Here is a 25605-nt window from a genome sequence, read left to right as displayed (position 1 = left end):
CAAGGGAACGGCTTGCATGGAAACGGTGATTCTCGTCATTCACCTGCTGATCGCCTTGGCGCTCGTCGGCGTCATCCTGATCCAGCGGTCGGAAGGCGGCGGTCTGGGCATCGGCGGCGGCACCATGGGGGGCATGATGACCACCCGCGGCACGGCCAACCTGCTGACGCGGACCACAGGCATCCTGGCCGGCTGCTTCATGGTGACCAGCCTGGTCCTGGCCATCCTGGCAGGCTCGCACACGCGCCCGGCGTCGATCATCGACACGCTGCCGGCCACTCCGGCGCAGCCCGTCGCTCCCGCCCAGCCGGTCGCGCCGGCGCAACCCGCCCCGCCCGTCGCCCGGTAACAACGCGGCACGGCTCCGGTCGGGTTTGAACGAGAGGCGGCCTCCCCCGAAGCCGCCTCTTTCTTTTGAGGAACGCGCTCCGCGCGGACCTCATCTCGGGGAACGGAACAGGCTCTCAAGGTCTTCGGACGGACATGACTCGCTACATCTTCATCACCGGTGGCGTTGTTTCCTCGCTGGGCAAAGGTCTGGCGTCGGCGGCGCTGGGGGCGCTTCTTCAGGCGCGCGGCTACAAGGTGCGGCTCCGCAAGCTGGACCCGTATCTGAACGTCGACCCCGGAACGATGAGCCCGTATCAGCACGGCGAGGTCTTCGTGACCGACGACGGCGCTGAGACCGACCTCGACCTCGGCCATTACGAGCGCTTCACCGGCGTGTCGGCGCGCCGTGGCGACAACATCACCACGGGCCGCATCTATTCGACCGTCATCGCCAAGGAGCGGCGCGGCGACTACCTGGGCGCCACCGTCCAGGTGATTCCGCACATCACCGACCAGATCAAGGAGTTCATCCGCGCCGACGCCGGCGAGGAGGACTTCATCCTGTGCGAGATCGGCGGCACGGTCGGCGACATCGAGTCGCTGCCCTTCCTGGAAGCCATCCGCCAGTTCGGTAACGAGGTCGGTCCGGAGAACGCGCTGTTCGTCCACCTGACCCTGCTGCCTTACATCCCGACCGCGGGCGAGCTGAAGACCAAGCCGACCCAGCATTCGGTGAAGGAGCTTCTGGGCGTCGGCATCCAGGCCAACATCCTGCTGTGCCGCGCCGACCGCCCGATTCCGGAGAACGAGCGCAAGAAGATCGCGCTGTTCTGCAACATCCGGCCGGAGCGCGTGATCGCCGCCCTGGACGTGGACAACATCTATCAGGTGCCGATCAGTTACCACGAGGAAGGCTTCGACACCCAGGTTCTGGCCTATTTCGGCCTGCCGACTGCGGGCAAGCCGGACCTCACGCGCTGGACCACCATCGCCGAGCGCGTGCGCAAGCCGCAGGGCGAGGTGACCATCGCCGTCGTCGGCAAGTACACGAGCCTGCTCGACAGCTACAAGTCGCTGGCCGAGGCCTTGACCCACGGCGGCATCGCCAACAACGTGAAGGTCAAGCTGGACTGGATCGACTCGGAGATCTTCGAGGACGATGGCGCGGTCCAGCGGCTGGAGCATGTCCACGGCATCCTCGTTCCGGGCGGCTTCGGCTCGCGCGGCACCGAGGGCAAGATCCGCGCGGCGCAGTTCGCGCGTGAGCGGAAGGTGCCGTACTTCGGCATCTGCTTCGGCATGCAGATGGCGGTGATCGAGGCGGCGCGGAACCTCGCCGGCATTGTGGACGCCGGTTCGACCGAGCTGGGCAAGCCCGGCAACCCGGTCGTCGGCCTGATGACCGAGTGGATGCGCGGCAACAGCCTGGAGAAGCGCACCGAGGGCACCGACCTTGGCGGCACGATGCGTCTCGGCGCCTATCCGGCCAAGCTGATCCCCGGCAGCAAGGTGGCCGAGGTCTATGGCGGCAGCACCGACATCTCCGAGCGACACCGTCACCGCTACGAGGTGAACGTCTACTACAAGGAGCGGCTGGAGAAGTGCGGCATGCTCTTCTCGGGCCTGTCGCCCGACGGCGAGCTGCCGGAGATCGTCGAGATCCCGGATCACCCGTGGTTCATCGGCGTGCAGTTCCATCCGGAACTGAAGTCCAAGCCGTTCGACCCGCACCCGCTTTTCACGTCCTTCATCAAGGCCGCGATGGAGCAGGGCCGTCTCGTTTAAGGCGGCAGGGGTTCGATCCGACCGGATGGGGGAGGTCATGCCTCCCCCGCGTGCGTCTGTTTCCTGTTCCCGGTGGTTATAGTGAAGACGGCGGCCGACCCAACGGCCGCCGTTTTTCGCATTGAGGGCCAAAAGGGAGGGGGTAGGACAATGACCGACGTCACAATCCCGGCTGCCGATGGCGGGGGCTTCTCCGCCTATGTCGCCAAGCCGGCGCGGACTCCGGCGCCGGGTCTCGTCGTCATCCAGGAGATCTTCGGGGTGAATCGGGTGATGCGCGACCTGTGCGAAGGCTTTGCCGCTCAGGGCTATTTGGCCGTCTGCCCCGATCTGTTCTGGCGCCAGCAGCCGGGCATCCAACTGACCGACAAGAGCCAGGAGGAATGGAACCGCGCCTTCGAGCTGATGAACGGCATGGACCAGGGCAAGGCGGTGGAGGATCTGAAGGCAACGCTGTCGTGGTTGCGCGGAAACCCGGACTGCTCAGGGAAAGCCGGCAGCGTCGGCTACTGCCTCGGCGGGCGGCTGGCCTTCATGATGGCGACGCGGTCGGACGCGGACGCCAACGTCAGCTATTACGGCGTCGGGCTGGACTCGCTGACGGGCGAGATCCCGAACATCTCGAAACCACTCCTGATGCACATCGCGGAGCAGGACAAGTTCGTTCCGCCCGAAGCCCGACAGGCCGTCCTGAACGCGGTGAAGGGCAACCCGAACATCACCGCGCACGTTTACCCCGGCGTCAACCACGCCTTCGCCCGGGTCGGCGGCGAGCATTACGACGAGAAGGCCGCCGACCTCGCCAACGGACGCACGGCAGCCTTCTTCAAACAGCATCTGGGTTGACCCCGATCCCCATTATCTGGGATGCAAGTGCGGGAGGGCCGTGCCCTCTCGCTTATTTTTGGAGCACTGCATGACCACCGCCAAGACCGTCCAGATCGGCAACCTGACCATCGCCAACGACCGGCCCTTCGCCTTGATCGCCGGCCCGTGCCAGATGGAAAGCCGCGAGCACGCGCTGGAGACGGCGGCGGCGCTGGTCGAGATGACGGGCAAGCTGGGCATCGGCCTGATCTATAAATCCTCCTTCGACAAGGCCAACCGCACCTCGATCAGCACGGCGCGCGGCCTCGGCATGGACAAGGCGCTGCCGATCTTCGCCGAGGTGCGGGAGCGGTTCGGCTGTCCGGTGATCACCGACGTGCACGAGGCGGACCAGTGCGCTCCGGTGGCCGAGGCGGTGGACGTGCTCCAGATTCCGGCCTTCCTGTGCCGGCAGACCGACCTGCTGATCGCCGCCGCCAAGACCGGCCGGGCGGTGAACGTGAAGAAGGGCCAGTTCCTCGCCCCGTGGGACATGAAGAATGTTGCCGCGAAGCTGGTCGCGTCCGGCAACGAGAAGGTCCTGCTGTGCGAGCGCGGGGCGAGCTTCGGCTACAACACGCTGGTCTCGGACATGCGGTCGCTGCCGATCATGGCGGAGACCGGCTTCCCGGTGGTGTTCGACGCCACCCACTCCGTCCAGCAGCCGGGCGGGCAGGGGACGACCTCCGGCGGGCAGCGGGAGTTCGTGCCGGTGCTGGCCCGCGCCGCCATCGCGGTGGGCGTGGCCGCCGTCTTCATGGAGACCCACGAGAATCCCGACTGCGCCCCCAGCGACGGCCCGAACATGGTCCCGCTGAAGGAGATGCCGGCCCTGCTGGCGCGCCTCCAGGCCTTTGACAAGCTGGCGAAGGCGTAATTACGGGAGGCCTGTGATCTCCTGGATCAGCTTGTCCAGGATCGCGCGGCCAAAGCTCTGCGGCGTGTCGGCTACCATGACGAAGGCGGCCGGCCCGCCGATGACGTGCGCTTCGAAATAGTCGGCGAGCCACGGCACCTCGTCGAGGATGACAAGGCCGTTGATGGTGATCCCCTGGGCGACGACACGGTCGCGCGCCGCCTCAGGGATGATGCCGATGTTGTTGTAGCCGTTGCTGACGATGTCGATGACGCGCCGGCGGGCCGTGTGGTCGCCGCCGAACAGGTTTGACGCGTTGAGAAGCGCTCCTCCAATCCCTGTGCTGCCTCGCAAGGGTTGGCGCGGCACCGCGTCGATGGCCGCTGCGAAACGGTCGGCCGCCGCCTCATCGGCGATCCGCGTCCAGGGAACGAGCATCTGAAGCGCTGACGGATTCGACCACTGGACCAGCGTGACCGCGATGCCCCCGCCGCTGGCGATGGCCTCGACCACCTTCGGATCGCGGAATGCGGCGGCGTGCCCCTGAAGCTGAAATTCGAACAGGTCTCCCCGAATGCTCGTCGATCCATCGATGGCGAGCACGAGTTCCAGGCTTACCGGTCGGTCCGCCGAGGCACTCCCGATGCATAGGAGGACAACCAGGAAAGCCCATCCGATGGAACGCCGAGCCGCCTTGGGCGTTGCCCTTCCGTTGCATGAGCGAAGGAGAATCGCGATGAAGCTTAGCCGTGTGTGCGCCATCGCCGCGATTGGCGCTCTGATCACCGTGCCCGTGCTGGCGCAATCGACGTCCACGAGCCCTTCCAAGACCACGACTCAGTCCTCTCCGCCCCCGACCGCTCCGACACCGGCGATGAAGCCGACTCCACCGGCCGGCACCAGCGGCTCGACCGCGCCGTCGTCGTCGGTCACCGGTTCCGGCGCATCGACATCGAAGGCGACCAAGGCCATCGACATCAACACCGCCAGCAAGGAGGAGTTGCAAACCCTGCCGGGCATCGGCGAGGCGCGCTCCGACGCCATCATCAAGAACCGGCCCTATCGTTCGAAGGACGAGTTGGTCAGCAAGAAGATCGTTCCGTCGAACGTCTACGACGGGATCAAGGGCCAGATCGCGGCCGTGGGTGGCGGCAAAAACACGGCTGCGGCCGGCACCACGACGAAGAAGTGACGGCGCCTTTGGGTGTTCCCGGAACTCCCGGCCGTGGCTTTGAGGGGCGGTCCCTCACGGTGGGGAACCATGTCCGACCCTGCTTGTATTCGTGGACAGGATCGGTCTGGTTCCCCTACCGAGGAGGCTTGGATGCGCGAAATGGCTCACGCCCCTTCGACGGAAGGCTCTTCTTCCAGCGGCAAGTTTCGCGGCGTTTGGCGGAACGAACTCAACTCGACAATGACGCTGACCGTTACGGGAGCGAAGGTCGAGGGGACCTATGAAAGCCCTGTGAGCACCAGCGGCGGTCCTGCCAGGGGCGACGTGACCGGGTTCGTGCACGGGGACCACATTTCATTCGTGGTAAACTGGTCAACGGGCTCCCTGACGGCTTGGGTGGGGCAATTGGTCGTCGAAAATGGCAGGGAGGTGCTCCAGACACTCTGGCAGATGATCAAAGCCCCGTCGCCGCAAGAGAGCGCGGCGGAAGCCTGGAAGTCCATCATGTCGGGGACGGATCAGTTCCACCGCTAGACTCACGGCCGTTCCGAGTGCCGACAGCCGCGCCTTACAGGCTGAAGCTCCGATAGATGAAGGGCGTCTCGGCCGTGCCGCCGTCCGTCTCGATGATGCCGGCGAGCACGCCGTGGTGCTCGGACAGATCACAGACCGGGTCGGGGTTGTCGGCGTTGCCGGTCAGCGCCAGGGCTTGGCAGCGGCAACCGCCCCAATCGACCTCCTTCTGGTCGCAGGAGCGGCAAGGCTTCGGCATCCAGTCCGTTCCGCGATAGCGTTGGAAAGCCGCCGAATTCGCCCAAATGTCGCCCAGCGAGCGCTCGGTCACGCTGTCGAACGCCATGCCTGGGATCGTCTCCGCCGCGTGGCAGGGCAGCACCTTGCCGCTGGGGGTGACGTTCAGGAACTTACGGCCCCAGCCGCCCATGCAGGCCTTCGGCCGGCTGGCGTAATAATCCGGCACCACATAATCGACCACCAGCCGGCCCTTCAGCTCCGGCAGACGGGCGCGCACCGCCTCGTCCATGCGAACCAGTTGCTCGCGCGTCGGCATCAGCGCGCCACGGTTCTTCAGCGCCCAGCCGTAATACTGGACGTTGGCGATCTCGATGCGTCCGGCCTTCAGTTCCAGCGCCAAATCAATGAAGTCGTTCACGCGGTCAATGTTATGACGCTGGACGATGGCGTTGACGGTCAGCGCCAAGCCGAGGTCGGTCACCTCCCGCGCCACGTCCAGCTTCTTCGGATGGCCGCCGGGGAAGCCGCTGATAACCTCCGCCTTGCCGGCCATGGTGTCCTGAAAGCCGATCTGCACATGCTGAAGGCCGGCATCGCGCAGCCGCGCCAGCCGTTCACGGTCGAGCAGCACCGCCGAGGTGATGAGGTTGACGTAGAGGCCCGCCTTGGTGGCGTGCTCCACCAGCTGTTCCAGATCCTTCCGCGCGGTCGGCTCGCCGCCGGAGAAATGCACCTGGATGACGCCGAGGTCCGCTGCCTCGTCCAGTACACGGCACCAAGTGGCGGTGTCCATCTCCTTGCTCGCCGGATCGAGCGCCAAGGGGTTGGAGCAGTAGACGCAGCGCAGAGGGCAGCGGTGCGTCAGTTCCGCCAGGACGGCGAGCGGCGGCTCAACCCCGGTCGTCGTGCCACAACTGGTCATCGGGTCAAAAACCCTCTCGCGATCATGTCCGTCAGCACGTCCAGCACGTCCGACGCGATGTCCCCGCGCGGCGCGTCGAATTGCCGGGCGAGGTCGTCGATGGCCTCGCGCACCGTCACCGGCTTGCCCGTCGCGGCGCGCACCACGTCCAGAGCGACCTCGTCCAGGATCAGCACGCGCTCCGGCCCCAGAAGCTGCCAGTGGTTGCGCACCTTGTCGAGGCGGAGCATGACGCCGGGCGCAAGCCGCACCCGGTCGTCTTCGGTCACTTGGCGTTCAGCAGAGGCGGTCATCGCGTGTAGACCGTCGGCTCCATGTCGTCCGGCACGAAGGCGCCGGGCGGGATCAGGCCGGGCGACACATAGGCGTGGTGCAGCGCGTCCAACTGCGCCCACAGAAGCTCCGCCTTGTGGCGCAGGGCGGCGATCACCTGCTGCTGCTGTTCGGGCGTGCGGGCGTTGTCGAGCACGTATTCCAACCCGAATTCCACGTCGCGCGGGGCCTCGGACAGGCGCTTGCGGAAGTAGGACAGGGTCGCGTCGTTGGCGAAGGCGTAATAGGCCTTGAACCCGGCGATGCGCTCGCGGTGGATGGCCGGCGCGAACAGCTCCGTCAGGGAGGAGGCAACGGCCTCCAGCGTGCTCTTCGACGAGACGAAGTTCACGTAGGCGTCCACAGCGTAGCGGGTGGCCGGCAGGATGCCCTTCAGCGAGACGACGTAATCACGGTCGAGGCCCAGCCCGTCCGTCAGGCGCAGCCAGCGCTCGATGCCGCCGACCTTGCCTTCTTCGCGCTGGGCCTCCTCACCGAAGCCGTCGTGGTCCAGTACGCGCTGGATCCAGGCGCGGCGCAACGCCGGGTCGTCCATGCGCGCCATCAGCGCCAGATCCTTCTTCGGGATGCAGACCTGATAATAGAAGCGGTTCAGCGCCCAGGCCTGGACCTGTCCGCGCTTCAGCTTGCCGCCGTGCAGGAGTTTGTGGAACGGGTGAAGGTCATGGTATTGGCGCTCGCCGATGGCGCGCAGTTCGCGTTCCAGTTCCTCGCGCGACAGCAGTCTGGTCATAGGGTGAACTCCATCCCGTCTTGAGCGATCTCCCAGCCGGCACCTTCGGCCGCGGCTCGTTCGGGCGAGTCGTCAAGCAGTGCCGGATTGGTATTATTTATGTGGACGAACACCTTGCGGCGCACACCCAGCTTTTCGAACGCGGCGATGGAGCCCTCGGGGCCTGACATCGCCATATGGCCCATGCGCTGGCCGGTCTTGGTGCCGGTGCCGGCACGGATCATTTCATCATCGGTCCAGGTGGTGCCGTCGAACAGCACCAGCGGCGCCCCCCGTAGCCGGTCGGCCAGCCAGTCGGGCATGGCGGAACAGCCGGGGATGTAGAAGAACTCCGCGTCGCTCGACGTGTCGCGTACGCGCAGCGCAACCGTGTCCTCCGCCACCGAACCGAACCCGGCGGCGCTCGGGTCTTCCAGATAGAGGGCGATCTTGCCCGGCACGGCGAAGGCTTCGATCTCGAAGGGTAGGGGATCGCCGTTCGCGTCGGCCGGAACGTAGGGCTTGTCGAGCGCCACCGTGCGTCGCGGCGCCAACTCCGGGTTCACCACGCGGAAGACGGAATTTGCGGCCAGCACCGTGTGCACGCGCTCCGTTGCGTAGATGGCGAAGGGCTGGGACTCGCGGAGCGTCAGCAGGCCCGCGACATGGTCGATGTCGGCGTTGGTCAGCACCGCCGCGCTGATCGGGCTGTGGCGGATGCCCTGTTGCGGGTGCAGCGCCGGATTCGCCAGAATTTGCGCCCCGAGGTCGGGCGAGGCGTTCAGCAGCACCCATCGCCCGTCGCCGCCGCTGACGGCGAGCGAGGATTGCGTGCGGGGCTTCGCGGCCGGATCGCCGGAACGGGCGCGGCGGCAGCCCTCGCAATTGCAGTTCCATTGCGGAAACCCGCCGCCCGCTGCGGAGCCGAGGACCAGGATCTTCAGCATGGGGTCATCCCCCTGTCTTAGGCGTGAGTCGGCGGGTTTCGCGCAATGGTATGGCCGCGCTCAGAGGCGGGCGCAGGCGTAGGCGTTGATCTCGGTGCCGACAGCGATCTCGACGATCTGGGGCTTGCGCCAGGTCTTCATGGTCTTATCCTCCGCGCGTGGGTGGCCGCCCAGGTTTGGGCATTTCGCTTCGCCGTCCGCCGACGGTCGAACAATAGAACGCTAAGGGTCGCGGGGTGCGCGGGTCTATGCGACTTTGGAATGAGGCGGCCTGCTCGATCGGCTAGGGTCGCCGGTCCGCTTACCCCGTTCCTCCGAGCGTTTTTCCGTCCCTGCGGCCTTGCATCCCCTGTCTTGCGGGGCTATCAAGCCCGCGCGCCCCTTTTTCGCCATGAGCGCGCGCGCAACGCGGAGGAAGAACCGACCATGAGCGCCATCACCGAAATTCACGCCCGCGAGATTCTGGACAGCCGCGGCAACCCGACTGTGGAGGTCGATGTCCTGCTGGAGACCGGCGCGTTCGGCCGCGCCGCCGTCCCGTCGGGCGCCTCGACCGGCGCGCACGAGGCGGTCGAGCTGCGCGACGGCGACAAGGGCCGCTACGGCGGCAAGGGCGTGCTGAAGGCCGTCGAGTCCGTCAACGGCGAAATCTACGATACCCTGGCCGGCCTGGACGCCTCCAACCAGCGCGCCATCGACATGGCGATGATCGAGCTGGACGGCACTTCGAACAAGGGCCGCCTCGGTGCCAACGCCATCCTCGGCGTGTCGCTGGCCGTCGCCAAGGCCTCGGCCGAGGAAGCCGCGCTGCCGCTGTTCCGCTACGTCGGCGGCGCTTTCGCCTCGCTGCTGCCGGTGCCGATGATGAACATCATCAACGGCGGCGCCCACGCCGACAACCCCATCGACATCCAGGAATTCATGATCATGCCGGTCGGCGCCGAGAACGGCGCCGAGGCGATCCGCATGGGTGCCGAGATCTTCCACCAGCTCAAGAAGAAGCTGAAGGACGCCGGCCACAACACCAACGTCGGCGACGAGGGCGGCTTCGCCCCGAACCTCGCCTCCACCGACGAGGCGCTCGGCTTCGTGATGAAGGCCATCGAGGCGGCCGGCTACAAGCCGGGCGATGACGTCATGCTGGCGCTCGACGCCGCCTCAACCGAGTTCTTCAAGAACGGCAAGTACGAGCTGGCTGGCGAGGGCAAGTCGCTCAGCCCCGACCAGATGGTCAAGTACTGGGCCGATCTGGTCGGCCGCTACCCGATCATCTCGATCGAGGACGGCATGTCCGAGGACGATTGGGAGGGCTGGAAGGCGCTGACCGACGCCATCGGCAACAAGGTGCAGCTGGTCGGCGACGACCTGTTCGTGACCAACCCGGCGCGTCTGGCCGAGGGCATCCAGAAGGGTGTCGCCAACTCCATCCTCGTGAAGGTCAACCAGATCGGCACGCTGTCGGAGACGCTGGAAGCCGTCGACATGGCCCACAAGGCCGGCTACACGGCGGTGCTGTCGCATCGCTCGGGCGAGACCGAGGACAGCACCATCGCCGATCTGGCGGTCGCCACCAACTGCGGCCAGATCAAGACCGGCTCGCTGTCGCGCTCCGACCGCCTTGCCAAGTACAACCAGCTGATCCGCATCGAGGAGCAGCTGGGCCAGGCCGCCCGCTTCGCCGGCCGTGGCATCCTGAAGGCCTAAGGGCCGCAGGATCTGAATGAGAAAAGCCCCTCTCCGGGATGCCGGAGAGGGGCTTTCTCTTTGGGACGCTTACTTTGCAATCGCCGCGATCATCTTGCGGATGGCCGTCGGCTGGAAGCCGCTCTTCAGGTTGTAGTCGTAGCCGGTGTAGGCGAACCAGTCCCAGCAGCCGTTCGGGTTGGAGGTGGGCTTGGCGCTGTGCTTGATCTGCGGGTACAGCACGACGATGTTATTCACGTCCGCCCAGCGGTTGTAACCGGCGTTGACGGGGAAGGCGTTGCCGATCTTCTCGGCCGACATCTCGCAGCCGTGGAAGGCGATGTGCAGGCGGCAGGCCTGACCGCTGGCGCAAGCCTCGGGCACGTACAGATAGCCGTATTCCAGCATGCCGGAGCGGCTCTGGTCGCCGATGAACTCCTTCTGCGAGAACTTGACCGGCTGGGCCTTGGCCTCCGGCGCGTTCGGAGTCTTCACGTCGGGATAGAGATGCTTCAGCAGCTCGCCGGCCTGATCGTACTTGCAGTTGTTCAGGTAGTCGCCGCCCAGATAGCTGCAGGCCGCACCGAAGTTGTCGGTGACGAAGGCGTGCTCGGCGTCCGGGAACTGGTTGATGAACTTGATGTTGTCCGCCGGCACCTTCAGCGCGCTGTAGAACTGGAAGGCCGCCTCGACCACCGGGGTGGTGACGACGCTGTCCTTGGCACCGTTGAACAGATAGACGCGGGCCTTCTTCAGGTTGTCCAGGCTGTCGATCTGCTTGCTCTTCTCGCGGCTCTGCGCGTTCGCGATCAGCTGGCCGAGGTCCGGCTTGCCAGCGGTGGTCTTCATGCAGCGCTGCAGCGCCACCTGCCCCGGCACGGCGCCGGGAACGTTGTCGGCGCAGCCCCAGGGGCCGCCGGCGACCAGGGCCGCGCCGGCGACGACGTCCGAATAGGCGATGTGCATCTGCGTCGCCATGTAGGCGCCGGACGACACGCCGGACGTGGTGGTCTGCTTGGCGTCAATGTTCAGCTTCGGCAGCTTGATCGGTTCGTCGGCCGCCAGAGCCGGCATGGACAGGGCCGTGGTGAGCGCGACGGCGGCCGCGCCGAGGGTCCGCATCGGGAGCATGTGCCTTTTCCTCTCGTTGTCGTAGCTTTGCGCATGGCCCGGTTTCGCGCGATCCGCCCTTCCGGGGCCGCCCTTCCGGGCATCTTCGCTGCACTGCACCGTAGCGAAGCAATCGACAAAGTCCACCACTGAGACGTGTGACAAAAGCGCTTGCGACTTTTCATGAATACATGGGCGTGCAACTTCTCGCTTGGGAAAATCGCCGCAGGATGCCGCGACCGCTTGGCGGGACGGGAAAGGCCGCCCATCGTTTCAGAAGACCCAGTGTCCTTCCGGAACGCCGCCGATGCTTTTCCTTCCGCTTTACGACGACAACCCGACCCGCCGGACAGCGGTCGTCACCATCGCCATCATCGCGCTGTGCGTGGCGGTCTTCCTCTGGCAGCGGTCGCTGGGACCGGTCGGGGAGGGGCGTGCCGTCTTCTCCTTCGGCGTGATCCCGGCGGTTCTGTTCGGCTACGCCGAGTTGCCGGAGCGGCTTCAGGTCGTGCCGCCCTGGATGTCGGTCGTCACCTCGATGTTCATGCACGGCGGCTGGCTGCACCTCGCCGGGAACATGCTGTACCTCTGGATCTTCGGGAACAATGTGGAGGACAGCATGGGGCGGGGGCGCTTCATCGTCTTCTACCTGCTGTGCGGGACGGCCGCCGCGCTGGCGCAGAGTATCGCCCACCCGACCTCCGAGATTCCCATGCTGGGGGCGAGCGGTGCCATCGGCGGCGTGCTGGGCGCCTATCTGGTGCTGCACCCCAGGGCGAACGTCGGCGTGCTGTTCTGGTTCATCATCATCGTCCGAATCATCACCGTGCCGGCCATTCTCGTGCTCGGCGTCTGGTTCGTCGGGCAGATCCTGAGCGGGGTGACCACGCCCACCTCGGACGAGGGCGGGGTGGCCTTCTGGGCGCATGTCGGCGGGTTCGTCATGGGGGCGGTTCTGATCCCCTTCTTCAAGCGCCCCAACGTGCAACTGATGGAACCGGCGCACAGCCGCCCCTTCGCGGTGATGCCGCCCGGCACGCCGATCCGCCGCGGGCGCATTCCCGACGCCGGAGACCGGCGCCGACCCTTCAGGTGATGAGATTGATAGATATTTTCTATTGATGGATGTGGAGCAATCGATTGGACCTTTGATCGTGTATCAGCCACCATGACCCTGACAAAGAACACCGGGTTTCGGGGGCGATCATGGCCAAGACGTTGAGCTTCGCGTGCGTGCACTTCACCGTGGCCTTCACGGTCGGCTACCTGATGACGGGCAGCATCGCCGTGGGCGGCGCGCTGGCGCTGGTCGAGCCGCTGTGCAACACGGTCGCCTATTATCTGCACGAGAAGGCGTGGGCTGCGGCGTCGCGCCGACGTGAGCAGGCGGGCGACGAAGACGCCGATGTCGCCGGGGCCGTCGCCGCCTGAAAGGATAGGGCCTGACCACGAAAAAGCCCCTCTCCCCAGGCGGGAAGAGGGGCTTTTCGCGCCACCGTATTACTTGGAGCGCAGGTAGTTCAGAACGTTCTCCGGGGAGGATTCGCCGTACGGGTCGCCGTTCTGGCCGGCGTCGTTGATGCCCGGCTCCTCGAACCACTTCTCGATCACGCCGTCCTTCACGACCATGGCGTAGCGCCAGCTGCGCTGGCCGAAGCCGACATGGTCCTTGTTGATCAGCATGCCCATGCGGCGGGTGAAATGGCCCGAGCCGTCCGGGATCAGCTTCACGTTCTTCAGGTTCAGGCTCTTGCCCCACTGGAACATGACGAAGGCGTCGTTGACCGACAGGCAGTAGACCTCGTCGACGCCCAGGTCGCGGAATTCCGGATACAGGCGGTCGTAGGCCGGGCACTGCTCGTTCGAGCAGGTCGGGGTGAAGGCGCCCGGCAGCGAGAAGACGACGACGCGCTTGCCGGCGAAAATGTCGTCGGAGCTCACGTCCTGCCAGCGAAACGGGTTCGGACCGCCGACGCTCTCGTCGCGCACGCGGGTCTTGAACACAACAGAGGGGACCTTGCGCCCTTCCATGACGATCTCCGAAAAAGAATGAACGGTCCCGGCCGGCGCGGCCGGTGAGAAGGAGATCAAGACCTTAGCGGCTCACGGGCGCGCATCCAACCACCATCGACCGTCCTCGGCCGGCCTGCGCCGACATGTCTCATCAACGGATTGTTGGTGCATCGAAGAAGGCGCGAAAGGCCCCGGACACGATCAATTGCTTCGCGGCGGCGATGTCAGGGGCCATCGCCCGGTCCTCGTCCCAGCGCGCCACGCGGGTGCGCAGCAACGCCTTGACAGCCTCCAGCTTGGGCGAGGAAACGAGCGGCGCACGCAGGTCCACACCTTGCCCGGCGGCCAGCAGTTCCACCGCCACGATGCCCGCCAGATTGTCGGCCATGTCGGTCAGACGCCGCGCGGCGTGGGTCGCCATGCTGACGTGATCCTCCTGGTTGGCGGAGGTCGGCAGGCTGTCCACGCTGGCCGGATGAGCCATCTGCTTGTTCTCGGACGCGAGCGCCGCCGCCGTCACCTGCGCGATCATGAAGCCGCTGTTCAGCCCCCCGTCCTTCACCAGGAAGGGCGGCAGGCCCGACAGGTGCGTGTCCATCAGCAGCGCGATCCGCCGTTCCGACAGGGCGCCGATCTCCGCCATGGCGATCGCCAGCATGTCGGCTGCCATGGCGACCGGCTCGGCGTGAAAGTTGCCGCCGGACAGAATCTCGCTGGTGTCCGCGAAGACCAGCGGGTTGTCGGACACGGCGTTCGCCTCGCGCTCCAGAACGCCGGCCGCGAAGCGGATGTGGTCCAGCACCGCCCCCATCACCTGCGGCTGGCAGCGCAGGCTGTAGGGATCCTGCACCGTTCCGTGATCGCCCCGGTGGGACTCCCGGATGCCGCTGCCGTGCAACAGGTCGCGGTAGACGGCGGCCACTTCCCGCTGCCCCGGCTGGCCGCGCAGATCGTGGATGCGCGCGTCGAACGGCCCGTCGCTGCCCTGCGCCGCATCGACGCTGAGCGCCCCCGCCACCAGCGCGGCAGCGAACGCGTCCTCCGCCGCGAACAGCCCGACAAGCGCCAGCGCCGTGGACACCTGCGTGCCGTTCAGCAGCGCCAGCCCTTCCTTCGCCTCCAGCACCAGCGGAACCAGCCCGGCGCGCGCCAGAGCCTCCTTGGCCGGCAGCCGCTCCCCATCGACATCCGCCTCCCCCTCGCCGATCAGCACGGCGGACAGGTGGGCCAGCGGCGCCAGATCGCCCGACGCGCCGACCGACCCCTTGGCCGGCACCACCGGCAGGACGCCCCGGTTGAACAGCGCCAGCAGCGCTTCGATCACCTCCGGCCGCACCCCGGAATGGCCGCGCGCCAGCGCGTTCGCCTTCAGCGCCAGGATCAGCCGCACCACGTCAGGCGGCAGCGCCGGCCCTGTCCCGGCGCAGTGGGAGAGCACAAGCCGCCGCTGCAACTCCCGCACCTGATCGGGGGCGATGCGCTGGCGGGCCAGCAGGCCGAAGCCGGTGTTCACCCCATAGACCGCGCGCTCGCCCCCAGCCGCATCTGCCACCGTTCGGGCTGACGCAGCGATCCCCTCTCGACAGTCCGGCGCCAGCGCCAAACCCACGGGTTCCCGCGCGATCCGGCGCAGGTCGGCCAGCGTCAGACAGCCCGGTTCGAGCTTCAGAACGTCGGTCATGCGTCCTCCAATGCGGCGCCCGGAAACGGCGGTTCGAAGGGGGCCTTTCCTTCACATGAGCATCGCGGTGCCGTGCGCAAAGGGGGTGGTTTCTGGTGGCATTCCTGTGATGTCGATCAATGTTTAGGTTTCATTTACCAAGATCCCGTCACCTGTGCCTCGCCTGCATCCAGTGGGCACTGCCTTAAACGGTGACAATTGGAGGGCTTTAAATGCCTCGCCTTTTTGGACGTAAGCCGGAAACCACCGGCGAAGATGCGGCTTTCGGGAGCCAATATTTCTCCAGGATACTTATTGGTGCTTTTGTCTTCAGCGCTGCCATCAACCTTCTTATGTTGGCGATGCCGCTCTATTCCCTTCAGGTATTCAGCCGCGCCATTCCGTCGGGCAATTTTGACACGCTGATCATGCTGACCGTGATCGTCGTGATCGCCCTGACGCTGACCGCCATGCTGGAAACGGTTCGCTCCCGCATTCTGTGCCGCGCCGGCAACGGGCTGGAGGTGGCTTGGCGCCGCCGCCTGACCGCCGACGTGCTGGACGCCTCGGGCCGTGGCCGTCCCGACAGCGCGCCGCTCAGCGACCTCATGGAGGTCAAGAGCGCCCTGTCGCGTCCGACCGTGGGCGCGCTGATGGACCTGCCGTGGGTGCCGCTGTACGTGATCGGCATCTACCTGATCCACCCGCTGCTGGCGGTGATCCTGGTCGCCTCCATGCTCATCATGACCGCGCTGGGTTACATCAGCCACGCCGCCGTCCGCAATTTCGCCGACGAAGGCAAGGCTCCGTCCACCCGTTCGCAGCGCCTGTTCGATGCCCTGTTGGCGAAGTCCGACACGGTGCGCGGCCTGCGCATGGGCTCGACCGCCCTGGACGCCGTCGCCCGCGACGCCATGACCTCGTCGGCCCTGCAAGGCCGCTCGGCCGAGCGCGCCGCCGCCATCGGCGCCTTCACCAAGTGGGTGCGCATGATCCTGCAGATTTCCGTCACCGGCGTCGGCGCGTGGCTGGTGATCGAGCAGCACCTGTCCTTCGGCGGCATGATCGCCACCTCGATGCTGGTCGGCCGTGGCCTCGCCCCCGTGGAGCAGAGCGCCGGCGCCTGGGGCCAGCTGCAGAAGTCGATCCAGTCCTTCCGCCGCCTGTACCCGCTGCTGAAGCGCCTGTCGCGTGAGCAGCCGCGTCCGGTGACCCCGGTTGAGCGCGAGCGTCTGACGGTCGAGAACCTGCTGTTCGTCTCGCCGCGTGACCAGAAGCCGATCCTGCGCAGCGTCACCCTGTCGGTCGAGCCGGGCGAGACCATCTGCATCGCCGGTCCGAACCGCTCGGGCAAGTCGGTTCTGGCGCGTCTGCTGGCCGGTGTCGCCACGCCGTCCGCCGGCACCGTCCGCCTCGGCGGCCTCGCGGTGGCCTCCCTGAACCCGGACAGCGTCGCCCACGGCATCGGCTATATGTCGCAGAGCGCCGACCTGCTGCCCGGCACCATCGCCGAGAACATCGCCCGCTTCACCGAAGCGACTCAGGAGCAGGTCGAGGAAGCCGCCAAGCGCGCCGGCATCCACGAGTGGATCGAGAGCCTGCCGAACGGTTACGAGACCGAGGTTTCCGACCCGCTGTTCCCGATCACCGGCGCCTCGGCCCGCCTGATCGCCCTGGCCCGCGCCGGCTTCGCCAACCCGCCGCTGCTGGTCCTGGACGAGCCGTCCGCCGGCATGGACGAGATCGGCCACAAGGCGGTGCGCGACTTCGTGATCGACGCCAAGACCCGCGGCACGACCACCATCGTGCTGACCCACAGCCCGGCCTTTGTCGATCTGTCGGACAAGACCTTCGTGCTCAAGAACGGCATGGCGGTGGAACTGCCGCAGCGCCAGGAGCAGCAGCAGGGCGCCAACTGGGCCCGTCTGCGCAACATCGGCCCGGCGCCGGTGCAGAGCGCGGCCGGCTGATACGGCCCCTGAAGCGAACCCCTGAAGCGAACGCGGGCAAAAAAGGACACTCTTCCATGACCACCACCAAGAATTCCTTCAAGGCGAAGACCATGACGTCGATCAGCGCGCTGCGCGCGCTGGTCCCCGACACCAAGGTCAGCGGGCTTCTGGCCGGCGGCTTCATGGTCCTGGCGGTGGGCTTCGGCGGAATGACCGCCTGGGCCGCGCTCGCTCCGCTCCACAGCGCCGTGATGGCCTCCGGCGCGCTGGCGCCGGAAACCGGCCGCAAGGTCGTGAAGCACACGGAGACCGCCCAGATCGACGAGATCCTCGTCAAGGAAGGCGACAAGGTGAAGGCGGGTCAGACCCTGATGCGCCTGGACAGCACCGAGGCGGTCACCCGCCTGCAGGTGCTCACCACCTCATGGCTCGACACTCTGGCCCTGGAAGCCCGCCTGACGGCCGAGCTGTTCGAGCAGCCGACCATCGAGTGGCCGGACGACCTCGCCAAGCGCCGTGGCGCCAACCGCGCCGTGGAAAAGACCATGGGCAACCAGGAGAACCTGTTCCAGGTCCGCCGCAACCAGCTGGAGACCGAAGCCAAGCTGACCAGCGAGCGCGTCGCCACCCTGAACGAGGAGGTGAAGAGCCTGGAGGAGCAGCGCAAGTTCCTCGCCCGCGAGATCGCGCTGATCGAGGACGACCTGCGCATCACCCAGGGTCTTCTGAATCGCGGCAACGCGACCCGCACCAAGCTGGTCGAGCAGCAGAAGGAAGAGGCGCGCCTGAAGGGCCGCGAACATGAACTCGAAGCGAAGATCGCCCAGTCCAAGCAGGCCGCCGTGGACGCCCAGGGTGATCTGATGCGCCGCCGCAACGATTTCCGCGAGAAGGTCATCGTCGAGCTGGAGCGGGCGCGCGGCGAGGTCGTGAAGCTGGCCGAGCAGATCCGCGACGCCGCCAATCGCCTGGAGACCCGCGCCATCAAGGCGCCGGACGACGGCACCGTCGTGATGCACAGCCACTGGGCTGTCGGCGGCACGATCACCGCGAACGAGCCGATCCTGGACATCATCCCGGACGAGCGCGCCCTGCTGGCCGAGGTGAAGGTCCAGCCGAAGGACATCAAGTCGCTGACCGTGGACCTGCCCGTGAAGGTGCAGCTGACCGCCTACGACAGCCGCGTCGTCGGCTCTCTGGACGGCACCGTCACCTACGTGTCGGCCGACCGCATCATGGACCCGGTGACCCGCCAGGAGCACTATCTGGCCCGCATCCGCCTGAAGGACAGCGACGCGCACCAGGCGCACAACCTGACCATCAAGCCCGGCATGCCGGTCGAGGCGCGCATCCTTCTGTCCGCGCGCACCCCGCTCGACTACTTGGTCCAGCCGCTTTCGCACTCCTACGTGAAGGCGTTCGTCCAGGAGTAAGGAGACTTTTCCCCACCTGGTTGTTCCCGCCTTCGCGCATACGCGCTGACTTAAGGACCGTAAGATCGGTCCAAGTATCCCGTTACCTCTCCACCGTCATTCCCGCGAAGGCGGGAATCCAGGCCGAACAAGCAGTTGTACGGAAAGCTACTGGATCCCCGTCTGCGCGGGGATGACGAGAGGAAAAGGAAACGCTTCGAGCGGAAATGTTTCACCGGACAGCCGTGCGCTTGCGCGGGAACAATGGTGATAAAGATGTCGGTAACGGAAAAGGCGGCTCCCACGGGTGGGATGCCGCCTTTTTCTTTGAGGAGCTTCGTTCTCTGTTACGCCCCGCGCGGCCCCTTCAGCCGCCGCGCCGCCAAATCCAGCGCGACCTTCAACTGGGCGAAGGAAAACGGTTTGTGCACGACGCCCAGCGGATAGGTTTCGGTGATCCGGGCCATGGTCGCGTGGTTGGCGTATCCCGACAGGTAGATCGACCGGATGCCGTAGTTGAGGTGCAGGCGCCGCGCGGCCTCGATGCCGTCGCCGCCAGCAAGGCGCACGTCCATCAGCGCGAGGTCCGGCCGCTCGCGCCCGGCGATCTCCACGGCTTCCGCTTCGGTCCGCGCCGTCCCGCACACCGTGTGACCCAAGTCGGCGACCGCCATGCAGACGGCTTCGGCGGAGGCGATTTCGTCCTCGACGACCAGCAGGCGCAGCGAGCGCACGGCAGTCGGGGCCGCCGTCGGAGCCGTCGTGCGAACCGTGTCCCGGCGGAGGGCAATGGCGCCCGGACCGCAGCGGTGACGCTGCTCCGCGCTGGGGACTGGCTTGGCCAGTGTATCGATGTCGTCCCGTGCCACGACCGCCACCTTGGTAAAAATCCGTTTACCAAATAAAGTGGTAGCCTCACCCGAAAGAAAGATCAAGCGCAATTGCATCGATTGTGGTTAACCGCAGCCTGCGACATATGGACGACGACGGATGCGCGTGGAAGAGGCGGTCAGCGCCCGGCTGGGCCGAGCCAGTCGATTCCCTTGTTCGCGCCGGTTGTGGAACCGGTGCGTGGCGCTGCTCCGCGCGATGGCGCGGGCGGAGCGCTGGGACTGGACAGCCACGACGCGGCCGGCGGCGGTGCCGGATCGGGGCGTCGGGGCGCTGGGGGCGGGGCAGGGTAGGCCGCCGGTGCGGCTGGAGCGAACGGCGACGGCGGCTCCGGCGGGGGCGGGTCCATCCGCTGAACGGGCGGCGGAGGCGGCGCGACCGGCTCGACCGGAGCCGGCGTCTTGACGGACGGAGCGTCCGGCGGGGCGGCCTTCACCACGGTCGGGCGCAGGCGCGGGGCCTCGGCGGCGGCCATCCAGGACGGGCGGTCGTCGTCGGACAGAGGGCCGGTCTGGGTGTTGAGACGCCGGGCCTGTTCCCGAATGTCCAGCAGGGTCGAGACGGCGAATTGCAGCAACGGCGCCATCTTCACGGGGTCGGCCATCTCCTCCGCCGTCAGTGCGGCGAAGCGGGCGCGCACCTGTTCGACGGCCTCCTCCACGCTGTCGCGGAGCGTGCCGGTCTCCTGAACCATGCGCTCCAGATCCTCGCGCAGGGTCGAGATCTCGCAGGCTTGCCGCAGCTCGTGAAAGCCGATCGGTGTTGCCGGCGCGTGCCCGGCGCCTTTGCCGGGAGAGCGGAAGTCATGAGGCATCTGTGCCGAACCCTGGGTGCTACCCTGCAATCAACCCTGGGACCAAGGAAGGGCGCCCTGTCGTGTTGTCGTGTCTCATGTTTAGTGCAGTTGAACACGGTTGGAAACCGTTTGCGCGCCCCAATGGCTTGTACTATTTTTTGCGCGCCGGGGGAACGGAATCCTGCGGCATCACAAATCCTTCGTTTCCCCGTCCACGACTTATCTGCCGGAACAACACGGTGTCGATTGATCGCACGGAACTCGAACGGCTCCTTGCCGATCGCCCGACCGGCAGCCGCTCCGCGATGCAGGCGGTGCGCGAAAGCTACGCCGACATCAGCCTGATGCGGGAACGCGGCCTGTCCTGGGCCGAGATTTCCGAACTGCTGGCGAAGCTGGGCATCACGGCGCGCGACAACCAGCCGATCTCGCCGGTGACGCTGCGCTCGGCCTTCTTCCTGGTCGGCAACGAGGACCGTGGCGGTGAGGCCGCCGGCGAGGATGAGTCGCCCACCCCGCCCGAAACGCTGGAAGCGGTCCATCGCGCCGCCCTCGAAGCGGGCCGTCCTTCGGAATCCGAACCGGAGCCCTCCGATGCGCCGCAGGTTGCGGACGAGCCCGTCGCGGAACCGGTCGCCGAACCCGAAGCGGCGACCGAAGTTCCCGCCGAGGAGCCCGCCCCGGAACCGGAGCCCGAGCCAGTCCCGGTCGAACAGCCAATCCCACAGGCGGTCCAGGAACCGGCCCCGGAACCGCCCCAGGCTTTGGAAGCGCCCGAACCGGTCGCCGTTGACCCGGCACCCGACCCCAACCCGACCCACCACGACTCAACAACGAATAGACTTTTGAAAGGCGATCGCATGCTGGGCACGATCTTCGTCCTCAATGACCGCGGCGGCGTCGGCAAGACGCTGCTGTCCCATCACCTGATGGCGACCGCCATGCTGGAAGGCCTGCAGCTCAAGGTCGTCGAATACGAGGTGAACGAGCGCCTCAACCGTCTGTTCGGCCCGGAAGTCGTGGAGCATCGCCGCATCACCCAGGACTTCATGAACATGATGGGGTCGGGGGACGGCTTCTACGAGTTCTGGGACATGATCGGTCCGGAGTTGCAGCGCGGCGGCCGCCTGTTCGACTTCGGCGGCAACATCTCCCAGTGGTTCTTCAACTGGGCCGAGGTGTCGGGCTTCGACTACTACGTCGGTGACGGCGAGCGGCTGACCTTCATGGTCCCGGTGACCGTCGATCTGGCCTCGCTGTCCACCGGCATGGCCACGCTGGAGCGTGTCGCCACCATCGCCCCGAAGGCCAAGCGCGTCCTCGTCGAGAACGGCTTCTCCGGCCCCTTCAGCCAGCTTGAGGACAGCCAGTACGCCCGCCGCAAGGCCGAGATGGTCGAGCGCGAGGGCGTTCAGGTCATCTCCATGCCGCCCTGCACCGCGCCGGCCTGGGCGCGCCTGACCGGCCACCGCCTGGATCAGGTCGCGCAGATGACCCGCGAGGATCTGGTGAAGCTGGGCATGACTCCCCCGGTCGCCTCCCGCTCGTTGATCATCATCCACGAGTGGCTGCGCGGCATGCGTCAGGCTCTGTCGCCCTACCTGCACGACGCCTTCCGCCAGACGCCCGGTGCCGCCGCCAAGTCCGGCGTCCGCCAGGGCGCGGTCTGATCGCGTTCAAGCGTCCAGCAGCATGCGAAACGACGGGGGCCTTCGGGCCCCCGTTTTGTTTTGGGCGTTGGATTCTCGTCGGGCAACAGGGTTTTTACGGATTTCACGAATCAAAGCACGGATTACACGGATTTTTGATGATCCTGGCGACGCCGCGCCTTTTTGCGTCGGTTTCGGCGCAGGCAAGCCCAAAGAAAAATCCGTGTAATCCGTGGCAAAATCCGCGCAATCCGTGAAAACTTCGTTGTCCGCCAAGAGTCCCGGACTACACGAACGCCTCGACCAGCGCCGCGAACTCGTCCGGGCGCTCGGCGTGCACCCAGTGTCCGGCATCGCCGATCATTTCGATCTGCGCCGTCGGGAAGTGGCGGGTGATGGCATCGAAGTATTCCGGCGTAATGTAGTCCGACCGCGATCCGCCGATGAAGCGCGTCGGGCCGGTGTAGCGCGTGTCGCCCAGGTCCGGGAAGCCGATCAAGTCTTCCATCGACGCCCCGATGGCGTTCAGGTTGATCCGCCAGTGAAACTTGCCCTGCTCCAGGACGAGGTTCTGCAACAGGAACGACCGCAACGGCGCTTCCGGAATGGCGTCCGCCAGTTGCGCCTCGACCTCCGACCGGCGGGTGCAGCCTTCCAGATTGGCGCGCTTCATGGCGGCCACGAAGGGGGTGTGGGTGTGGGTGTAGGCGACCGGCGCGATGTCCGCGACGACCAGTCGCTCGACCCGGTCCGGGTGGTTCAGCGCCAGCGTCATCGCCACCTTGCCGCCCATCGAGTGGCCGACGATGGCCGCCCTGGCGAAGCCCCGGTCGTCGAGGAAGCGCAGCACGTCCTCGGCCATGTCCGGGTAGGTCATGCGGTCGGACCAGGGCGCGCCGCCGTGGTTGCGCAGGTCGAGCGCGTAGACGCGCCGCTTCTCGGAGAAGCGCTTCGCCAGCGTCTGCCAGTTGCGGGCCGAACCGAACAGGCCGTGCAGCACCAGCAGCGGCGTGCCGCCGACCGCCTCGCCGGCCTCCAGATAGGTGAGGGGTAGACCCTGGGCCATGGTGTCCCGATGCCTTGTCGTTGATTGGTGTCGTTGATTGGTCTCTGACGCGGGCCGATCCTACCAGACAATTCCACGGGCGCGGCTATTCCGAAAGACGTGACCTGCGCGCCGAAAACGATAGGATGGCGCCACACCTCTCTGGGATCCGTACCACCGTGCTTCGCAACATCCTGTCCGTCGGCGGGCTGACCCTGGCCAGCCGCGTCCTTGGCTTTCTGCGCGACATTCTGACGGCGGCGCTGCTCGGCGCCGGGCCGGTGGCCGACGCCTTCTTCGTGGCGTTCCGCCTGCCCAACCACTTCCGCGCGCTGTTCGCCGAGGGCGCCTTCAACTCCGCCTTCGTGCCGTTGTTCTCGGCCAAGCTGGTGCAGGACGGGCAGCCCGCCGCCAAGCGCTTCGCGGAAGAGGTGATGTCCCTTCTGCTGGTGGTGCAACTGGTCTTCCTGGCGGTGATCCTGGCGATCATGCCGCAGTTCATGACGGTCTTCGCCCCCGGCTTTTCCGACGAGCCGGAGAAATTCCGCCTCGCGGTCCTCTTCACCAGCATCACCTTTCCCTATCTGCTGTTCATCTCGCTTGAATCGCTGCTGGCCGGCGTGCTGAACAGCATGAACCACTTTGCCGCCGCCGCTGCCGCGCCAATCCTGCTGAACCTCTGCCTGATCGCGGCGTTGGTGATCGCCGCACCCTTGATGCCCACGGTCGGGCACGCGCTGTCCTGGGGCGTCTTCGTAGCTGGCGTGGCGCAGTTCCTCTATCTCTACTGGGACGCGAACCGCGCCGGCATGGGCCTGCGCTTGACCCTGCCGCGTTTCACCCCCGACGTGAAGCGCTTCCTGAAGGTGCTCGGCCCGGCCGCGCTCGGCTCCGGCCTCACGCAGATCAGCCTGTTCGTGGACACGCTGATCGCCTCGCTGCTGCCGACGGGAGCGGTGTCCTACCTCTACTACGCGGACCGGCTGAACCAGCTTCCGCTGGGCGTCATCGGCATCGCGGTCGGCACGGTGCTGCTGCCGGAGATGGCCCGCCGCATCAAGGGCGGCGACGAACCCGGCGCGGTGGAGAGCCAGAACCGCGCCATCGAACTCTCCCTGGTCCTGACCCTGCCAGCCGCCGCCGCCTTCCTGGTTGCCGGCCTGCCCATCGTGTCGGTTCTGTTCCAGCACGGCGCCTTCGGCCCGACCGACGCGGCGCAGTCGGCGGCGACCCTGCAAGCCTACGCGCTGGGCCTACCGGCCTTCGTGGTGATCCGCAGCCTCGTCAACGGCTTCTACGCCCGCCACGACACGGCGACGCCGGTGCGCGTGGCGCTGGTGGCGGTCGGCGTGAACGTGGCGCTGAAGCTCGCCCTCATGGGGCCGCTGGCGCAGGTTGGTCTGGCGGTGGCGACGTCCGTGGCCGCCTGGGTCAACGCCGGCCTGCTGGCGTGGCTGCTGACCCAGCGCGGCCTGTTCACCGCCGACGACCGGCTGAAGCGCAACCTGCCGCGCATGGCGCTGGCGGTGCTCGCCATGGGCGGGACGCTGTGGCTGGTGCAGACGCGCCTGTCGCCCTGGCTGACCGCCCACACGCTGTTCGAGCGGCTGGGCGGTCTGGTTCTGCTGGGCGTCGCCGGGCTGCTGGTCTACGCCGTGCTGGCGCTGGTCCTCGGCCTTGTCCGCCGGTCGGACCTGACCCGTCTGCGCCGCCGACGCAAGTCCGCTTAACCGTTCTTGGCCTCTCCGTTCTTCAGGGGCCGCGACGGGTCCGAACTCCATTCCACCATCGACCCGTCGTAGAGCCGCACGCCCGGCACGCCGGCCAGCTCGCTCAGGGCGAACCACGCCACGGTGGCGAGGTGGCCAGTGTTGCAGAAGGTGATCGGCCCGTCTCCGACGCCCGCCTGTACCGCCAGCGCCTTGGCGGAGGCGCCCGACACGAAGCGCTGGTCGGCGCCCGAATAGAAGGCGCCGTTCTCGATGTTCACCGCGCCGGGCAGTGTGCCGGCGGCGCGCGCCTGCGGGCTCTTGGCCTGCCCGGCGAACTGGTCGGCCGAGCGCGAGTCCACCAGCGGCACGCCGCCCGCCGCGACGGCCGCCTGCACCTCCGGCAGAGTGGCGCGCAGTTCCGGCCGGGGGGCGGCCTTGAAGGTCTTTGCCGGGCGCGTTGCCGGGGCCTCCGCCAAATCGCCGCCCGCGTCCTTCCACGCGGCGAAACCGCCGTCCAGCACCGACACCCGGTGGTGGCCCAGCACCTTGAAGGTCCAGTAAACCCGCGTGGCGTTGCCCATGTCCGGCGCGTTCAGCCCGGAGGCCACGATCACCACATGGTCGTCGTTCCCAATGCCCAGCCCGCCGATCAGCGTCTCCAGCGCTGCGATCTCCGGCAGGAAGCCCGGCAGCCCGTTCACGGTCGCCCGCCACCCGGCCTTGGCGTAGTCGGAATGCGCCGATCCGGCCACGAATCCCCCCTCCGGCGGCGTGCGCACGTCCAGCACGACGAGGTCGGCGCGGCCCAGGGCGTTCTTCAGCCAAGCGCTGTCCACCAGCGGACGGGAAGTGTCGGTCGTCATCGGTCGCCTTCAGCTGCTTTGTGTCGGACGGCCAGCGTAACAACACAAGCCGGCGCGGGAAAACCAAATCTGTCCTGTTCTATTTCCCATCCTTGTCGCAGCCCGTCCGCACCGTCGCCGTTGCCGAACCTTCGGAATCC

General features: G+C 66.9%; 26 protein-coding genes. 13 read left to right on the top strand and 13 right to left on the bottom strand.

Annotated features, from left to right (window positions below):
* Nucleotides 1-16: 16 nt before the first annotated feature.
* The 4 genes from secG to kdsA all read left to right on the top strand — a co-directional run bounded on the left by secG (nt 17) and on the right by kdsA (nt 3859).
* Nucleotides 17-349, top strand: coding sequence for a preprotein translocase subunit SecG (secG, locus tag J2852_RS08240; protein WP_209873690.1), 333 nt, complete (start codon nt 17-19; stop codon nt 347-349).
* Nucleotides 350-483: 134 nt separating this feature from the next.
* On the top strand, nt 484-2115 hold the full coding sequence (gene pyrG / locus J2852_RS08235; protein ID WP_209873687.1) for a CTP synthase: 1632 nt from the start codon (nt 484-486) through the stop codon (nt 2113-2115).
* A 150-nt stretch (nt 2116-2265) separates the two neighbouring features.
* The gene (locus J2852_RS08230; RefSeq protein ID WP_209873684.1) at nt 2266-2961 is read left to right on the top strand and encodes a dienelactone hydrolase family protein; all 696 of its coding nucleotides are present in this window, start codon (nt 2266-2268) and stop codon (nt 2959-2961) included.
* A 70-nt stretch (nt 2962-3031) separates the two neighbouring features.
* Complete coding sequence (kdsA, locus tag J2852_RS08225) at nt 3032-3859, top strand: 3-deoxy-8-phosphooctulonate synthase (protein ID WP_209873681.1); 828 nt, start codon at nt 3032-3034, stop codon at nt 3857-3859.
* Here kdsA and J2852_RS08220 read toward each other — a convergent pair whose 3' ends face one another.
* Nucleotides 3860-4483, bottom strand: coding sequence for a DUF1194 domain-containing protein (locus tag J2852_RS08220; protein WP_343206710.1), 624 nt, complete (start codon nt 4481-4483; stop codon nt 3860-3862).
* A 91-nt stretch (nt 4484-4574) separates the two neighbouring features.
* On the opposite strand from J2852_RS08220, the gene J2852_RS08215 reads away from it, so the two are divergent.
* Together J2852_RS08215 and J2852_RS08210 are read left to right on the top strand one after the other, a co-directional pair.
* Nucleotides 4575-5030, top strand: coding sequence for a ComEA family DNA-binding protein (locus tag J2852_RS08215; RefSeq protein ID WP_209873676.1), 456 nt, complete (start codon nt 4575-4577; stop codon nt 5028-5030).
* 132 nt (nt 5031-5162) lie between these two features.
* Nucleotides 5163-5546 carry an avidin/streptavidin family protein gene (locus J2852_RS08210; protein ID WP_209873673.1) on the top strand — a complete coding sequence of 128 codons (384 nt, stop codon included), beginning with the start codon at nt 5163-5165 and terminating at the stop codon, nt 5544-5546.
* Nucleotides 5547-5580: 34 nt separating this feature from the next.
* Here the strand turns inward: J2852_RS08210 and pqqE are convergent, their stop codons facing one another.
* From pqqE to pqqA, 5 genes are read right to left on the bottom strand one after another with little or no spacing between them, the layout of a single operon-like run.
* Nucleotides 5581-6687, bottom strand: a complete 1107-nt coding sequence (gene pqqE / locus J2852_RS08205; RefSeq protein WP_209873670.1) for a pyrroloquinoline quinone biosynthesis protein PqqE — start codon at nt 6685-6687, stop codon at nt 5581-5583.
* Complete coding sequence (pqqD, locus tag J2852_RS08200; protein WP_209873668.1) at nt 6684-6980, bottom strand: pyrroloquinoline quinone biosynthesis peptide chaperone PqqD; 297 nt, start codon at nt 6978-6980, stop codon at nt 6684-6686. The genes pqqE and pqqD overlap by 4 nt, the downstream gene beginning before the upstream one ends.
* Nucleotides 6977-7753, bottom strand: a complete 777-nt coding sequence (gene pqqC, locus J2852_RS08195; protein ID WP_209873665.1) for a pyrroloquinoline-quinone synthase PqqC — start codon at nt 7751-7753, stop codon at nt 6977-6979. Before pqqC ends, pqqD begins: the two co-directional genes overlap by 4 nt.
* Nucleotides 7750-8679, bottom strand: coding sequence for a pyrroloquinoline quinone biosynthesis protein PqqB (gene pqqB, locus J2852_RS08190; RefSeq protein WP_209873662.1), 930 nt, complete (start codon nt 8677-8679; stop codon nt 7750-7752). The genes pqqC and pqqB overlap by 4 nt, the downstream gene beginning before the upstream one ends.
* A 60-nt stretch (nt 8680-8739) precedes the next feature.
* Nucleotides 8740-8820 carry a pyrroloquinoline quinone precursor peptide PqqA gene (gene pqqA, locus J2852_RS08185; protein ID WP_014240199.1) on the bottom strand — a complete coding sequence of 27 codons (81 nt, stop codon included), beginning with the start codon at nt 8818-8820 and terminating at the stop codon, nt 8740-8742.
* Nucleotides 8821-9105: 285 nt separating this feature from the next.
* Here pqqA and eno point away from each other — a divergent pair, with 285 nt between their 5' ends.
* On the top strand, nt 9106-10383 hold the full coding sequence (gene eno / locus J2852_RS08180) for a phosphopyruvate hydratase (protein WP_209873659.1): 1278 nt from the start codon (nt 9106-9108) through the stop codon (nt 10381-10383).
* Nucleotides 10384-10452: 69 nt separating this feature from the next.
* Here the strand turns inward: eno and J2852_RS08175 are convergent, their stop codons facing one another.
* Entirely contained in the window at nt 10453-11493 is a 1041-nt protein-coding gene (locus J2852_RS08175; protein ID WP_246499386.1) for an extracellular catalytic domain type 2 short-chain-length polyhydroxyalkanoate depolymerase, read from the bottom strand.
* A gap of 286 nt (nt 11494-11779) precedes the next feature.
* On the opposite strand from J2852_RS08175, the gene J2852_RS08170 reads away from it, so the two are divergent.
* Together J2852_RS08170 and J2852_RS08165 are read left to right on the top strand one after the other, a co-directional pair.
* Nucleotides 11780-12568: a rhomboid family intramembrane serine protease gene (locus J2852_RS08170; RefSeq protein WP_209873656.1), complete on the top strand. Its 789-nt coding sequence runs from the start codon at nt 11780-11782 to the stop codon at nt 12566-12568.
* Nucleotides 12569-12678: 110 nt separating this feature from the next.
* Entirely contained in the window at nt 12679-12903 is a 225-nt protein-coding gene (locus tag J2852_RS08165) for a DUF2061 domain-containing protein (protein WP_209873653.1), read from the top strand.
* 69 nt (nt 12904-12972) lie between these two features.
* Here J2852_RS08165 and J2852_RS08160 read toward each other — a convergent pair whose 3' ends face one another.
* Both J2852_RS08160 and hutH read right to left on the bottom strand, forming a co-directional pair.
* Nucleotides 12973-13503, bottom strand: coding sequence for a peroxiredoxin (locus J2852_RS08160; protein ID WP_209873650.1), 531 nt, complete (start codon nt 13501-13503; stop codon nt 12973-12975).
* Nucleotides 13504-13636: 133 nt separating this feature from the next.
* The gene (gene hutH, locus J2852_RS08155; protein ID WP_209873648.1) at nt 13637-15166 is read right to left on the bottom strand and encodes a histidine ammonia-lyase; all 1530 of its coding nucleotides are present in this window, start codon (nt 15164-15166) and stop codon (nt 13637-13639) included.
* Between the two features lie 341 nt (nt 15167-15507).
* Here hutH and J2852_RS08150 point away from each other — a divergent pair, with 341 nt between their 5' ends.
* Both J2852_RS08150 and J2852_RS08145 read left to right on the top strand, forming a co-directional pair.
* Nucleotides 15508-17115, top strand: a complete 1608-nt coding sequence (locus J2852_RS08150) for a type I secretion system permease/ATPase (protein ID WP_246499384.1) — start codon at nt 15508-15510, stop codon at nt 17113-17115.
* Between the two features lie 56 nt (nt 17116-17171).
* Nucleotides 17172-18530, top strand: a complete 1359-nt coding sequence (locus J2852_RS08145) for an HlyD family type I secretion periplasmic adaptor subunit (RefSeq protein ID WP_209873643.1) — start codon at nt 17172-17174, stop codon at nt 18528-18530.
* A 326-nt stretch (nt 18531-18856) separates the two neighbouring features.
* On the opposite strand, the gene J2852_RS31440 is transcribed toward J2852_RS08145, so the two are convergent.
* On the bottom strand, nt 18857-19378 hold the full coding sequence (locus J2852_RS31440; protein ID WP_343206696.1) for a response regulator: 522 nt from the start codon (nt 19376-19378) through the stop codon (nt 18857-18859).
* A gap of 140 nt (nt 19379-19518) precedes the next feature.
* Nucleotides 19519-20214, bottom strand: coding sequence for a hypothetical protein (locus tag J2852_RS08135; protein ID WP_246499382.1), 696 nt, complete (start codon nt 20212-20214; stop codon nt 19519-19521).
* Between the two features lie 221 nt (nt 20215-20435).
* On the opposite strand from J2852_RS08135, the gene J2852_RS08130 reads away from it, so the two are divergent.
* Nucleotides 20436-21866 (top strand): hypothetical protein, encoded by a 1431-nt coding sequence (locus tag J2852_RS08130; protein ID WP_209873638.1) that lies wholly within the window; start codon nt 20436-20438, stop codon nt 21864-21866.
* 265 nt (nt 21867-22131) lie between these two features.
* Here J2852_RS08130 and J2852_RS08125 read toward each other — a convergent pair whose 3' ends face one another.
* Nucleotides 22132-22911 carry an alpha/beta fold hydrolase gene (locus tag J2852_RS08125; protein ID WP_209873635.1) on the bottom strand — a complete coding sequence of 260 codons (780 nt, stop codon included), beginning with the start codon at nt 22909-22911 and terminating at the stop codon, nt 22132-22134.
* Between the two features lie 158 nt (nt 22912-23069).
* Between J2852_RS08125 and murJ the strand changes: the two genes are divergently transcribed.
* Entirely contained in the window at nt 23070-24620 is a 1551-nt protein-coding gene (gene murJ / locus J2852_RS08120) for a murein biosynthesis integral membrane protein MurJ (protein ID WP_209873632.1), read from the top strand.
* Here murJ and J2852_RS08115 read toward each other — a convergent pair.
* The gene (locus J2852_RS08115; protein ID WP_209873629.1) at nt 24617-25465 is read right to left on the bottom strand and encodes a sulfurtransferase; all 849 of its coding nucleotides are present in this window, start codon (nt 25463-25465) and stop codon (nt 24617-24619) included. The genes murJ and J2852_RS08115 overlap by 4 nt on opposite strands.
* Nucleotides 25466-25605 lie beyond the last annotated feature (140 nt).

Origin of the sequence: Azospirillum soli (assembly GCF_017876165.1) — a bacterium.
Taxonomy (GTDB): Bacteria; Pseudomonadota; Alphaproteobacteria; order Azospirillales; family Azospirillaceae; genus Azospirillum; species Azospirillum soli.
The sequence above is the reverse complement of the archived record's forward strand: the minus strand, read 5'-3'. Positions and strand labels throughout refer to the sequence as shown.